This is a genomic window from Tamlana sp. s12 (assembly GCF_016767215.1).
GTDB classification, from domain to species: Bacteria; Bacteroidota; Bacteroidia; order Flavobacteriales; family Flavobacteriaceae; genus Pseudotamlana; species Pseudotamlana agarivorans.
This window is the reverse complement of sequence record NZ_CP068547.1, coordinates 2,755,143-2,769,862: the sequence shown is the minus strand read 5'-3', so window position 1 is coordinate 2,769,862 and position 14,720 is coordinate 2,755,143. Positions and strand designations below refer to the sequence as shown.

10 protein-coding genes are annotated in these 14,720 nt (G+C 37.1%); 4 read left to right on the top strand and 6 right to left on the bottom strand.

From position 1 onward, the window contains the following. The first annotated feature begins 19 nt into the window (after positions 1-19). The 3 genes from JJL45_RS12080 (at position 20) to JJL45_RS12070 (ending at position 6,654) form a co-directional block, all read left to right on the top strand. Positions 20-1,747, top strand: a complete 1,728-nt coding sequence (locus JJL45_RS12080; RefSeq protein WP_068602480.1) for a RagB/SusD family nutrient uptake outer membrane protein — start codon at positions 20-22, stop codon at positions 1,745-1,747. A gap of 10 nt (positions 1,748-1,757) precedes the next feature. Then, positions 1,758-3,326: a SwmB domain-containing protein gene (locus tag JJL45_RS12075; protein ID WP_068602437.1), complete on the top strand. Its 1,569-nt coding sequence runs from the start codon at positions 1,758-1,760 to the stop codon at positions 3,324-3,326. A 268-nt stretch (positions 3,327-3,594) separates the two neighbouring features. Then, positions 3,595-6,654 (top strand): FG-GAP-like repeat-containing protein, encoded by a 3,060-nt coding sequence (locus JJL45_RS12070; protein WP_068602438.1) that lies wholly within the window; start codon positions 3,595-3,597, stop codon positions 6,652-6,654. 52 nt (positions 6,655-6,706) lie between these two features. Here JJL45_RS12070 and JJL45_RS12065 read toward each other — a convergent pair whose 3' ends face one another. Next, positions 6,707-7,603: a diacylglycerol/lipid kinase family protein gene (locus JJL45_RS12065; protein ID WP_068602439.1), complete on the bottom strand. Its 897-nt coding sequence runs from the start codon at positions 7,601-7,603 to the stop codon at positions 6,707-6,709. Beyond that, positions 7,600-8,505 carry a phosphatase domain-containing protein gene (locus JJL45_RS12060; RefSeq protein ID WP_068602440.1) on the bottom strand — a complete coding sequence of 302 codons (906 nt, stop codon included), beginning with the start codon at positions 8,503-8,505 and terminating at the stop codon, positions 7,600-7,602. The genes JJL45_RS12065 and JJL45_RS12060 overlap by 4 nt, the downstream gene beginning before the upstream one ends. 245 nt (positions 8,506-8,750) lie before the next feature. Between JJL45_RS12060 and JJL45_RS12055 the strand changes: the two genes are divergently transcribed. Further along, positions 8,751-9,836 carry an MBL fold metallo-hydrolase gene (locus JJL45_RS12055; RefSeq protein ID WP_068602481.1) on the top strand — a complete coding sequence of 362 codons (1,086 nt, stop codon included), beginning with the start codon at positions 8,751-8,753 and terminating at the stop codon, positions 9,834-9,836. Positions 9,837-9,944: 108 nt separating this feature from the next. On the opposite strand, the gene JJL45_RS12050 is transcribed toward JJL45_RS12055, so the two are convergent. From JJL45_RS12050 to JJL45_RS12035, 4 genes are all read right to left on the bottom strand, one after another. After that, entirely contained in the window at positions 9,945-11,198 is a 1,254-nt protein-coding gene (locus tag JJL45_RS12050; protein WP_068602441.1) for an Ig-like domain-containing protein, read from the bottom strand. Positions 11,199-11,306: 108 nt separating this feature from the next. Further along, positions 11,307-12,758 carry an aldehyde dehydrogenase family protein gene (locus JJL45_RS12045; protein ID WP_068602442.1) on the bottom strand — a complete coding sequence of 484 codons (1,452 nt, stop codon included), beginning with the start codon at positions 12,756-12,758 and terminating at the stop codon, positions 11,307-11,309. A gap of 19 nt (positions 12,759-12,777) precedes the next feature. Next, positions 12,778-13,560, bottom strand: a complete 783-nt coding sequence (locus JJL45_RS12040; protein WP_068602443.1) for an enoyl-CoA hydratase/isomerase family protein — start codon at positions 13,558-13,560, stop codon at positions 12,778-12,780. A gap of 12 nt (positions 13,561-13,572) precedes the next feature. Continuing rightward, on the bottom strand, positions 13,573-14,718 hold the full coding sequence (locus JJL45_RS12035; RefSeq protein ID WP_068602444.1) for a CaiB/BaiF CoA transferase family protein: 1,146 nt from the start codon (positions 14,716-14,718) through the stop codon (positions 13,573-13,575). Positions 14,719-14,720: the final 2 nt, after the last annotated feature.

Below are 14,720 nucleotides of genomic sequence, written 5' to 3'. Positions count from 1 at the left end.
TGCAAAAAGAATGACAAACATGAAAAATACAATAAAAAAATACATGCTACTTCCTATGGTTGGCTTTTCTTTGCTACTGGGATGTAACGAAGATACATTTTTAGAGCAAACGAACCCGAATACCATTACATCGGATACCTTTTGGAATACTCCAAATCAATTTCAAACAGGTTTAAATACAGTTTATGGTGCTTTACAATTTCAAAGTGTAAGTGGAACGGGTTTAGTTTCTGAAATGATTAAAGGAGATATTGGTGGTACAGAATCCTGGTATGCCCCGTTTTCCTTTAGAAATTTAACGTACAATGATGGTAGTACCTACGTAAGAGAGAAATGGAACGAACTTTATGTTGGTATTTTTAGAGCCAATCAAGTAATTGAAAAACTGCAAACAGGTGATGTACAGTTTGGAGAAGGAGAAAAAGAAAGTATAGAGGCGCAAGCACGTTGTTTAAGAGCTTTCTTTTATTTTCAGTTAGTACATACTTATGGTGGGGCTGTAATCCATACGAATATTGCAGAAACTCAAGCTGATTTTCAAAAACCATTTAGTAGTATAGATGATGTGACCACCGCGATTATTATTCCAGATTTAAATTTTGCAAAAAATAACCTGCCACAAGAGTGGCCTGCTTCAGACTTAGGAAGAATGACTTGGGGTGCAGCAACAAGTTTATTAGGTAAGGTATATCTGTATGGTGAAATGTATGGCGAGGCAGCTTCAGAATTTAAAGAAGTTATCGATTCTGGTATTTATGAGCTTACGCCTAATGTTATGGATAACTTCACTCATTTGAATGAGTTTAATGAAGAGTCTATTTTAGAAGTGGCTTATAATGCTGATGTAAATCCAGGAGCGAATGGGAATATTGTTGATGATAATATAAACGAAACAGGAGCAGAGGCTACGGCTATTGCAACAGCATTTGGGCAATTAAATTTTGGAGCGTTTAATACCTTACTGCCTTCTTATTACTTACATGAATTGTATGTTAATGATGAAATCGATGTAGATAACCCTATTAATGATGGAAAAATGCATTCTACACGATTTTCGTCTAGTATATGTCCTATTAATGGTGAAACAGACTATTACCTATTGCCAATTGGTGATCGTGGAGGATGGTCTTTTGGTCAGAGTGCTTACATAAAAAAGTACACTAACTGGTACCATTTACCTCAAGAAGATGCAAACAGTCGCTCGGGTATTAATTTTAGACATATTCGTTTAGCTGATGTATATCTTATGTATGCAGAAGCAGTACTTCAAAGCACTGGTAATTTTACTGAAGCTATCAATTATATCGATTTAGTTAGAGAGCGTGCAGGTGTTATAACTTTGAGTAAATATATGGCTGAAAATGCAGGAGAATTTCCTCAGTTGCATATTAGTAAACAAGTACATTCTACTCAACCTTTTGTGGCGCCGTCAAAGGAAACTGTGTTGACACATATTCAACGTGTTGAGCGTCCTGTTGAGTTGGCCTTCGAAGGACACCGTTGGAAAGATCTTGTACGTTGGGGAATTGTGCAAGAAGTGTTTGACGAATTACGTGCAGACGAAGTATGGAGAGAGCAAAATAAAGTAGTTTTAGAGATTGATAGTGAGGGTGTAGCACCACTTTTTATTAAAGAGCGTGTAAGACCAGATTTTATCTTAGCTAGTGAAAATTATCATCCATCTGCGCATGATTATTTACCTATACCTGCTCAAGAAATAGAAACGAACGACTTGTTGAACAACTAAAACCAAACTTATGAAATTAAATAAAAATATAGCGAAATACTTATTTATTGCTGCTCTAGGTTTTACGGCATGTAATGAGGAGGACGATTTGCAATTGCAAGAGCCTAGTGAACGAGTAATCTACACCAGTCAAATGGATTTTGATAATCAGATTGAGGTGGGTAGTTTCCTCACTTTTGGAGATGTTTCTCCAGGGGTAAGCTCACGTACTTGGACTTTCCCAGAAAATGTTACCAATGTTGAAGGCGCAACGTCTAGTGAAGATATTGTTAAGGCTTACTTTAACACGGCAGGTGTATTCGACGTAACTTTGCATCAGGTATTTAAGAAAGACGCTTATGTCGATCAAACCTTAATGGGTAAAGAATTAGACACAACTATCGTTGTAACCGTTTTGGAACCTATTGATGTTTCTGTTACAGCAAACTACATTAACCCAGATGGCACTATTGGCGGGGCATTGAGCTTAGCAGAGAATGCTAATAATGAATTACAAGCAGGGCGTTCAATTCGATATACGTATACTGCGGTTGGAGCCCCAACTTCAACAACGTGGTCATTTGAAGGTGGTAAACCTGGAACTATGGAGAATACAGAGATTGTAGATGTTAAATATAGTAGAATGGGAGAATTTGGAATAGAATTGGTCGCGGGACGCGATCGCCCATTTGGTGAGTTTAGTTTAGTGTATGACAATCTAATAACTGTAATCCCTTCTACAGACCCGGTAACTCTTGACGCTGTTTATAATGCAGATAGTTCAGGAGGCATTCTAAATCTAGAATTTAGTAGAGAAATTGAGCCTTCTACTGTAGATTTGGCAGATTTCACTGTGACAGCGAGCAATGGTGGTACAGTTGTAAATCCTATGATAGCTAATGCAAGTGTAGATGTTAATGAAGGGAATATCGTGGTATTAACCTTGGGCGACGTGGTGTATAATGATGATCAGGTAACTGTTTCTTACACGCCTGGAACCTTAAAAACATTAGATGAAGTTGCCGTTGATGCCATTACAGATTCTCCGATGGTATTCGTTGGAGAAAATATTTTCGATAATGGTATTTTTGATTATAGTTTTGAAAGAACAAGCGATATCAGTTGGGTATTCCAAAATTGGGATCTAGTACCATGGAAAGAATACGATTTTAGTGTTAGTAGTGCGCATGCGTATGAAGGTGATTTTAGTGGTTATGCGGAAGTTCATGCTAATGGTGGAATGATTGTTGGGCAAGAAGATGGTGATAAAAACGCAGTAACCTTCCATGCGGAAGCAGGGAAATCATACGAACTGGGAGTTTGGATTTATGTAGAATCTTTAGGAACAATTAATGCAGGTGTTAACCCTCCAGATGTACGTTTCTATTGGTTCCCAGACACCAATTGGGGTGTAGCAGGGAATCCAACGTTCACTGTCGACTATCAAGTGGGGCAGTGGGTGTATAGCTCGCAAATTGTATCTTTTTTCGAAACAGGCGAGAAAACAATTAGCATTAGAGCTGATAATCAAAACAATCCAGAACCTCTTAAGTTTTACATGGACAATTTAACTTTAATTGAAGCGAATTTAAGACCTTAATACATTTGTTTAGTTTAGTTTGTTAAAACTCCAGAGCCTTAAAACGTTTTGGAGTTTTTTTTCAATTGTATTTTGATGAACATTCAGAGTGATGTTTACATCATTTCTTAACCGATCCTATCGTAACTACCGTAATATTAACCATTATGAAAGTAGATTGGATTCGCGTGTATAAGCCAGAATAAATTTTAACATCTTCATTTTTATGACCTTTAAATCCATTCAATCCATATTAGTAGTCTGTTTTGTTGTACTAATAACTTTATTAATGGCAGAATCCTGTCACGACGATTCCAAAAAGAATCAGGTAGTTATTTTTTCAAATGCAACAGACATTACGAGTCTAAATCCATTAGAATTTCAAACAGAAATTTCTGGGACTGTGGTGAAGAAGGTCTATTTTTATTTAGATAATCCTGCCCATTATGCCAGTTTAAGTTTATATGCCAATGATCATTTGTTAATTGAGAATCTTAACATTCCTAAAAGAGGAAAGCAAACGGTAAATGCATTGGTTAGTTTCCCCGATTTAGGGCAAACACAGTTAAAAATCGAAGTACGAGATGCCCATATCACTTTAAACAAAGTGGAAGTTGAAGATCAAAATACACTATCCATACCCCAATTTGAGGATATTAGTGTGTCTGCTGGTCTCGACAAAGTCAACTCTATTAAGTATGGTGGACCAACGGTTGCTGATATCAATCAGGATGGCTACTACGATTTTATAGTTAATAATCATAATGAAGAAACCAGTAAACTGTATTGGAATAATGGTGACGGTTCAGTTACCAAACATCATCAGGATTTAGCCCGATGGTTTATGCACGATTTGCATGGTACGGCATTAGGCGATTATGACAATGATGGTGATCTCGATTTAATTCTTACCCAAGGTGGTGGTAATGGTACAGCGCCTTCTCGTGCTAATTTTTATAAAAATGATAACGGTAAATTTATTCGTTACACTGGCGATGTAGGCATTTCGCGTGGTGCTCGTGGTCGTGGTGCTCGTTGGGGAGATTTTGATATGGATGGTGATTTAGATTTTATGTTAGTCAATGAAGAAGGTTTAAAGAAGGAAAAACCACAGCATTTCTTTTATGAAAATTTAGGTGATGGTACCTTTAAGTTTAAATCGGTTGAAGGGATTCAAGATGCACATCCTTCTCGTGCCTTAGTGACTGATATTAACGTCGATGGCATCGATGATATTATTTTATACGGACCTATGTCGATTTGGAAAGGTAACGGCGATTTTACTTTTACCGATGTCACTAACACCATGCTTAAAGATTTACCCGAATACGAACAAGTTATGGCGATTAGCGATATCGATATTGACAATGATGGCGATTTAGATTTGTATCTAGCTAGAGGTATGTCGGTTGAAGGCGGAAAAGGCGAACCTCCATTTTTAGATAGCGATCCTGTTCATAAAGAAATGGCTATTAAAACCCGAGGGTATAAAGGTGTTGATGCCTTTGAATTTGAAGGCGACCATACCATTAACCTTACTAATTACTACTATTTAGCTCAAGGAAATTACCGCGGAACAACCTATCCTATTTTTCTAGGAGAAAACAAAGAAAGACACGAAATTGTTTCTGGTGACGATTTTAGCTTCGATAAAAATACCGCTGCAGGTTGGCCAGAAGATACCTCTGAAGATGGCTTGTATTTTGGCGCTGTAGGAGAAAATAGATGGAAAGCGGCTTTGGTACGTAATGGCGACTTATTTTGGGCGTACCGTTTTAGTTTAAGCGGTATAACGAGCGTAACACCAGAATTTGAACCACAAAACCGAAACGTACAAGATGTGCTCCTTAAAAATGAAAATGGCCAATTTGTTGATGTTTCAAAGGCATGGAATTTACCCGAAGGAAGCAATTCATTGGGAGTAACTACTGGCGATTTCAATAACGATGGTCATCAAGATTTATTCGTTTACCGTTGGGGATTCATTGGAAAAAGAACTTCAGATTACATGCTGTTAAATACTGGAAATCATAGTTTTCAAACTACAACCATGCACGGTGCTAATGCCGTTGGTGATGTTGGTAACGGAGATATGGGGCAAGCCTTTGATTTTGATTTAGACGGGCACTTAGATATTTTAAGTGGAAGTGAAGGTGGGCAATGGTATCTTTATAAACAGAATACCCAAAAGCAAGGTCATTACGCTATAGTTCGTGTGGGCTATGCACCAAATTCGCATATCGATGCGACGTCTGCACAAGTCACTCTGGAAACCGAAAAACATACTTACCACAAACGCGTTGGTTCCTCGGGAGAAGTATTTTCACAAAGTTTATTGAATAACGTTCATTTTGGCTTAGGTGCAGAAGATCATATTAAAAAAGTAACAGTAAAATGGCGAAATGGCGAAACAGTTGTTTTTAATGATAAAAAAGCGAATACGATTCTAGATACCGATGCCTTGGATCCTGAAAACATAAGCCTTTTAGCTACTTCTAAACAGATTAGAAAAGGTACTTCAATGCCTTTAGATGTAGAACTTACGCCTAAAAATGCCGAGCAAGAAGTGCTATGGCATTCTAGTGATGAAAATATTTTAAAAGTGGATAAAAACGGCATGCTTAAAGCTGTAGGCCAAGTAGGTGAGAATGCTACAATTACAGCTACTAGCGTTGCCAACAACAAGCAAACTGAATCCACCTTTGAGATTGTGAAATATGAACCCATTTCAGCGGAAAATATTATTCTGAACCCTATAAAGGATGACCTGTATGAAAAAGATAGTTTACAAATTATAGCTCAAGTAGCTCCGCAGTTAGCCGACAACAAAGAATTGGTTTGGACAAGTACGCATCCTAAAGTTGCTCATGTATCAAATACAGGCATGCTCTTTTTGGAGAATGCAGGAACCACAACTATTAAAGTGGCTTTAAAAGATAACCCCAAGCTTTCAAAACAAGTTCAAATTACCGTGAAACCGTTGGTAAAACCTAGTATTCAAATAGTAAATAAAAAGGCTTTGCAGAAGCTAAAATCAGGTAGTCATATACAAGTGAAGGTAAACTATCATGCAGGTTCAAAACATCAAGTTATTAATGCCGATGAGGGTGGTGTTCGTGTATGGTTTAGGCACTTTAAAAACCAATGGATACCTATTAAAGACACAGTTTTAGTTGATGAAACAGCCCTGTATAAAACATCAGGAACTACGGTTAAAACGTTTTCTTTAAAAGACATGGTTCCTACTAAAAATTTACCTGAAGGTCAATTTTATATGATTAGAGCTACTTTTACGGCGAGTGATGGTAAAATGTATAGCGATGAGTTGTATCCCTTAGAGATTAAATAATCTAAATACGAATTCGATTATTTATTAAAGAAAAAAAGGAAGAGTCTTAGAATTACTTTAGATACGGGTTGTTTGCGGTGGTCAATAAATTGACTGCTCCTTCAAGGATGTTGATGTCTAAATGTTTAAAGCTACCTATCACTTCACCGTCTAATTGTAACTTTAGGGCTTTTTCAAATTGTAATTGAGCTTGTTGTGTGGAAATAATTTCTACGTTGTTATTTGCGTAAAAATTCTCATCAAATTTAGAAAGACCAGCTCTTATAATGCTGTTTACATTAATGTTACTAATTAAAACAAGTTCAAATTTACCATCCATAGGACTGCCATGCAGATTTAAGGGAACTCCAGTGCCATACTTTCTAGCATTGCAAATGGCAACCATGACGATTTCTCGTTTAATTGTTTTTCCGTTGGCATGTACTTCTATAGAAAAAGGTTGGGTGTTTTTTAAAGAGTCAAAAAAGTATTTAGCATAGGTGATCATGCCTCTTTGTTCATCGGCTTCATAGTTGGCTACAATTTGTGCATTGAGTCCGACATCCCCTATGTGAATGGAGTAGTGCTTGTTGTTTACTTCAATAATATCAAGTTTGCCAGTTATTTGAGTCGTTAAAAGATCTTTAAAGGCTTCAATGGGTGTGTTGTTTATCGCTAACTCTTCGGCCATGCCATTAGCTGAACCAAGCGGGACGATACCCATCGGAATTTTGGTGTTCAGTATGCTAAGAGCAGTTAATAGTGTGGTGCCATCTCCGCCTATAGAGGCAACTCTATCAGGATTAAATGTTTTAAGCGTTTCAATTAACTGTTTTAAGTCATCATGCCCTGTCGTTTTATAAATTTTATAGGAAATACCATAATATTTACAAGTATCCTTTACTTTTCTTACAAAGCTTTTCTTGTCAATATTTCCAGAAATAGGATTTAAAACGATTAATAGTTTCATGGCAATTTTTGTATTAGTTGTTGTAATTCGTTGTCTAAATCAATCTCGTCTTGAGTTTTAAAGTAAGTTACAGGAACCTGTAAGTTCTGATATTTATTTCTAATATCATGTTGTTTTTTATTAATGTGATCATTGGTAATTCGGATGTATATTTTTAAAACTTGTTCTGGATATTCCTTCGCTATTTGGTAATACACTTCTAAATCTTTTTGACTATCATCTCCGATCAGAGCAAATCTTTGGTTTGGACTATTCTTAAAAATTAATCGTAAATGCGTTATTTTATAGGCTTTATTTTTTGAACTCATTAATAACTGTTTGAAGTTTAAAAATGGTGTCAATAAAAGCGGTCCTTTTGGTAAATTGTGATGTGTTATAAAATGTGTTAGTAGCTGAAAAAAATTGCTTTCACTTTTTGATAAATAGTAAATACCGATATCATTTTTACTAAAGAAATCAAGCAAGGATTTGGTATAAGCGATTGTTTTTCTTTTTGAAGGATGTGTCAATAAAAGCGTTTTTATCCTTTTCGCAATTTTGGCAGTATATGAAACAAGTATGGTGTCATCAATATCGGAAATAACATTTATTTTATAGTCTTTATGTTGGAAATGAGTAGGGTAAGATTGAACTGTTTTTAATGGCGTTTTATTTCCGGAAATATAAATGTCAAAATCTTTTAAAGGCGTGTTGATGCTAGCTGTAAAGGCTCCTGTATTATCGGTACTACATGAATAAAGCTTATTGTTGCTAAAAATATTAAGGTTTGTGTGTTTAATGGGCTTTAATGTATATGCTTTTAATACATACATTAAATGTTTTAATACGCTGGTGCTTTTATTGATGTTTAAGGTGTTATTTTTTAATAAAATGCCTTGAACCAACGTGATTTTGGTTGGCATTTCTATAAGGTTTAATTGCCAAATTATGGGGGAGGTAATTTTGCTCAATGTGATTAACTTTATAGAAATATACGAATAATAATTTAGGCTTGTGTTATTTAGATGTCACCGTTGACTTCTATTACATAAAATTTTTGGGTGCAGCCAAAAAGTATACATCTTATGAAAATCTGTATCAAACTAGATGTGCTTTTAAACTTATCTTTGTCGTTATATTTAATAACATGCGTTTAATAAAAAACATCATGATTGGAGTATTACTTGTAGCCATCATCATAGGCATAGGAACCCTATGGTTTCTTAATACCGAACGTTTCGGTAAACACCCTTCCGGCGAACGTCTAGCTAGAATAAAACAGTCACCAAATTATAAAAATGGTAGTTTTCAAAATTTAAATGACACCCCAATGCTTTCTGAAGGCGTACGTTACAGCACGGTGTTATCGGAGTTTTTGTTTTCATCAAAACCTAAAGAGCCTACTGAAATCCCTTCAGTGAAAACGGATTTAAAATCGCTAAATGCGGATGAAGCTGTTTTAATTTGGATGGGACATTCGTCTTATTTTATTCAAATTGATGGTAAAAAAATCCTGGTAGATCCTGTGTTTAGTGGCAATGCTTCGCCTTTGTCGTTCACAACAAAAGCTTATAAAGGAACCGATGTGTATACTGCTGAAGATATCCCTGATATAGATTACTTATTCCTGTCACACGATCATTGGGATCATATGGATTATAGAACCCTAAAACAATTGCAGCCGAAAATAAAGACGGTGATTACTGGTCTTGGTAATGGTGCTCATTTAGAACATTGGGGGTATAAACCAGAAATTATTGTAGAAGGTGGTTGGAATGACTTGGTTGTAAACGAAAACGGTTTTGAAATTTACATGACTCCAGCACGGCATTTTTCGGGAAGAGGCCTTAAACGAGCCCAAACGCTATGGGCTTCCTTCGTACTTAAAACGCCTAGTTCTAATATTTATATAGGAGGGGATAGTGGTTATTATACGCATTTTAAAACCATAGGAGAACAGTACGGACCATTCGATTTGGTGATTTTAGAAAACGGACAGTATGATAAAAATTGGAAATACATTCATATGCTACCAGGGGAACAGTTAGTAGCCGCTACCGATTTGCAAGCTAAATCCATTCTACCTGTGCATACGGCTAAATTTACTTTAGCAAATCATGCTTGGAATGAACCTTTAGAAAAAATGGTTGAAGCCGCTAAAAACAAAAACATAAGAGTGATAACGCCATTAATAGGGCAGCAGGTTAATTTAACCGACAGTTTACAAACCTTTAAATTGTGGTGGGATTTCTAAATATAATGATGATGGACTACTTTCCTTTTGGCCATTAAAAAGCCCTTTCAGAGGTTTAGTTCTTAAAGGGCTAAAGTATAATCAAGTGTTAAATTAAAGTAGCAAATGCTATTCGTCTTCTAAGGTCCAAGTACGTACCCAATCAATGTACATGGTATTGATGCTATTATCATTTAAATCACTTTTTGGAGGAAGTCCTCCTAAATAATCGGCAGCGTTGGTCCATAAATCGAATATAATTTCTAATTCTCGTGTAAATTCACGCTCGGAGTAAGTGTTTCCATTTCGGTCTTCACCAACTACAACGCTTCCTGCTGGTTGTCCATTTAAATAAAACTGAATGTGCTTCGAATCTTGCCACCATACGCCAAAAGTGTGGTAGTCTTCATTCCAGCCAACATTGCGCAGCGGATTCGTAGCAGCTAAATCTGATCTTAAAAAGTTTCCATAATTTCTTATGGTTTGCGGTGTTTTGCTGTCATCAGCTTGAAAGTATTGCGAATTCATCTGATTTGGGAAATCTGGCTGACAATTACAAGACGGTTTTGAGTTGTTTTCAATGATGTCGATTTCATCTCTATTATTAATATCGCCATTGTTTAACCAATACGTGTTGTATGCCGAAATATGAGCAGCCTTAATGCGTGCTTCGGTATACATCGGATAAGAGGTTTTCGCTCTGGAATGAATTCTAGCAGTCTGGAACCAACGATCGTCAGGATTGTTTTCATTTAAAGTGGCTTTAATCCATAAATTACCGTTGCTAACCCCCGAGTTATTATTAGAAGTCGACATAAAAACAGGTACCCCATAGTGCCAATTGGACTTAAACCATTTTGAACTGTTCCAAGCGTCAAACTCATCAGACATGGCTTCTAATTTTACCCATTTTTTATTATCCGGCGTTGTGTTTCTAACCGAGACAAAGGATGGGAAGTTCGGGTCTATATTTTCGAAATCCTCAGCGCTAGGTACCCAAGGGGTTACTGTTACATTAACGGTCGCTTCATCACTGTTGCCTTGATCGTCTGTAAGTTTATAATCGAAGCTGTCGGTTCCTGTGTAATTTTCATTAGGAATGTATTCAAACACACCTTCATCAATTTCGCTTACGGTACCGTTGTTGGCTTGTGAAGTGAGACTGAAAGTTGCTGAATCTACATCTTCAACAGTATCATTTTTAGATACATCAATTTGGTTGGTGGTTCCTGAAGTACTGTTTTCTTCAACTTCTAAAACATCATTTACAGCTACGGGTTTAGACCCGTTAGATGTGTCTTTTTCTGAATCTGATGAACAGCCGCAATTGGTAAGAAATGCGGGCAGAAGGAGTAGAGTTAAAATAGATTGTTTATAAGTCATGTTTTTCTTTTTTATAGTTATTTATTATTTGTGACGGACTCACAAATTTTGATATATTAGACCTTTCAGGTTTAAAAAACCTGAAAGGTCTAGATTTTAATTTTAGTATTAATACTCCAAATAAACCGTGCGTTTTTGTAAATGATGTTCTATACCATAAATACCATCTTCACCACCAATTCCCGAGGTTTTATGCCCCGAATGATAGCCTTGAATATAGCCAACAATTTGTTTGTTGATGAAAATTGTTCCCACCTGTAATTGATCAATGGCTTTTTGATGAATCTTATAATTATTGGTAAATAAGTATGCCGATAAACCTTCTTCTCTGGCATTCGAATAGGCCATAGCTTCATCAAAACCATTTACTTTAATGATGGGTAAAACAGGCGCGAATAATTCGTGTTTTGTTGTGGCATCGCCGTTTTTAACGTTGGTAAGAATGGTTGGAGCAAACCAGTTGCCTTTTTCAAATTCAGCACCTTCTGGTCGGCCGCCTCCCATAACCAGTTCGGCGCCATTGGCAATATCTTGATTTACTAAATCTTGCACGCGTGCTAAACCTTGCGAACTTACATTGGGACCCATATTTATCGAAGTATCAAATGGGTTACCCGTTTTAATCTGTGCCACACGTTTAATGAGTTTTTCGGTAAATTCATCAGCTATTTTTTCGTCAACCATCACCATTTCGTTGCAAATACATACTTGTCCGCAGTTGGCATATCTAGAAATGGCGGCAGCTTCAACAGCCTTATCGATATCCGCATCATCTAAAACAATAAATGGTGCTTTACCACCCAGTTCTAAAATTAGGCCTGTAATGTTATTCGCAGCAGCGCGATACATGGCGCGTCCCGCATTGGTACTTCCGGTTAAACTGATTAATTTGGTAATTGGACTTTCAACTAATAAAGAAGCGGTTTGTGCATTTTGTGTCGCTACCATATTAACAACGCCTTTAGGAAGGCCTGCGTCTTCTACCAATCGGCAAAATTCTGAAGCAGTTACAGGGGTTAATTCATGTGGTTTTAAAATAATGGTATTTCCGGTAACCAAAGCCGGACCTAATTTTCGTCCGATTAAAGCTAAAGGATAATTAAAGGCACACAATGCCACGGTAACGCCATAAGGAACTTTATGGATCTCTAAACGCTCGTTTGCATTTTCAGTTGGAAAAATGGCACCTTGAATACGACGTCCTGCTTCCGCGGAATAGGTCATATAGCGAATCGTGTCATCAACTTCACCAAGGGCTTCAGCGTAGGTTTTTCCTTGCTCCATAACTAATAATTTGGCGAAATATTCCCGTTCCGCTTTCAAACGATCACAAATGGCATAAATGTAATTGGCTCTCGTTTGAGCAGGTGTTAATTGCCATCCAAATTGCGCTTTTTCTGAAGTTTCTAAAGCATATTGCACGTCTGCTTCTGTACATGCGGTAACCGTTGCAAAAACGTCATTGTTAGCTGGGTTTTCTACTTCAATAAGTGCTCTTTTTGAGGAATCTAACCACTCACCATTGATGAAACAGGGGTAATGTTTAATTTCTTTTGCCATTATTAGTATGTTTTATTGGTTAATAAAATTTTGGTGTACGCTTTTCTACAAAGGCTAAAAAACCTTCTTTAGCATCATGCGTATCGTACAAGGCGTTAACCGATGTGGTTTCGTAATCTAACGATTCTTGTAAGTTCATGCCTTTATGTTTTTGCACATAATGTTTAATGGTCGCCATGGCTTGTCCGGCGCCTTGCGCTAATTCATTTACATAATGTGTTACGCTTAATTCAAAGGCATCCGCAGGGTATAATTGATTAAATAGGCCATAATCATAAGCTTTTTGTGGTGATATGTTGTTTCCGGTTACCAACAATTCCATGGCTCTACTTGCTCCAATTAAATCGATGAGTCTTGGTGTACCGCCGTTTCCAGGCATTAAGCCTAGTTTAACTTCGGGTAAGCCAATTAAATAGTTGCCTTCTGAAGCAAGACGGATGTCGCAAGCCATAATCATTTCTAATCCGCCACCTAAAACATGACCGCTAACGGCTGCAATAACAATTTTACTGCTTGAGGTAATCGCTTCGGAAACTTCGCGAGCGGCTTTTACCATCTCGGCATTTTGTTCGGTAGTATTGCTACTGAAGATTTTAATATCAGCTCCAGCGCAGAAAAACTTTTCGGAAGTGCTATTGATTAAAATAACTTTGATAGCATCGTCTGCGCTAGCTTCTTTTACAGCTTGGCTAATTAATTCTAAAAAGTCTTTGTAATAACTATTCGCTTTAGGCCTGTTTAAGCTAATGGTAGCAAGGCCTGCTTCTTTTTTGACTAGTATGTTGGTTGATAAATCACTCATAAAATTCAGTTATTACGATGCTAGTTCTTTATTGATTTTCTCATTGTGTTCGCCTAAAACGGGACTGCCAATTTCCGAGGTTAACCAAGCACCATTAATTTGAATCGGGCAACGTGTCGTTTTATAACGGTAGCCGTCGGCCATGTTAACTTCCTGAATCATCTCTAAAATTTTAAAGGCGTCTTGATCCATGAGTGTTTTCCAATCCATGATTTCGGCACACCAAATATCGGCAGGTTCTAAAACGGCTAACCACGCTTTCGTGTCTTTTGTAGCTAGGTGTTTGGCAAGGATGTCTTTAATCTCATCTCTTTGATTAAACCAACTTTCAGGTGTTTCATATTTTGATAAAGCTTCACAACCTATTAAACCGCCAATAAAAGGAATAGATCCCATGGCCAAAGCCATAGCGCCATTTTTAGTCGCGTAAACCCCGTAAGGTGCACCTAAATAGGCATGTGCCGAATTGCTTTTAGGTCGGATGGTTGGTTGCCCGCCGTCTCTAAAGTAACAGGTAATGGATTCAAACTGGTATTCTAAGGCCGATTCCAGCATGCTAACTTCCACGCGACCGCCTTCACCCGTGGTTTCTTTTCTGTACAAACAGGCTAAAATACCTTGTGCTAAATGGGCGCCAGATAAAATATCTACTACGGCCAATCCAATAGGGATAGGGCCTGCGCCATCGTTTCCGTTTAATTGTGTTAATCCTGAAAGTGATTGCAATAATAAATCTAGTCCTGGTTTGTCTTTCCAAACGCCTTCTTTGCCATAACCTGATAGTTCAGCATAAACGATTTTAGAATTTATAGATTTTATGGTTTCAAAATCAATGCCTAGTTTGTCTACAACACCAGGTCTGAAATTATGAATTAAAACATCGGCCTTTTGGATTAATTGATAGACTTTTTCGCGTTCATTGGCAGCTTTCATGTTCGCTGCGTAACTCTGCTTATTTCTGTTGATGGCATGAAACATGGAAGATTCTCCATTCATGACCAGATTCGAAAAATGCAATTCACGACACAAATCTCCAGTTTCTGGTTTTTCTATTTTAATGACTCTAGCACCTAAATCAGCCAATCTTAAACTCGCTGAAGGGCCAGATAAATACTGACTAAAGTCTACAACTAAAATGCCTTCTAATGGTTTTTTCATGA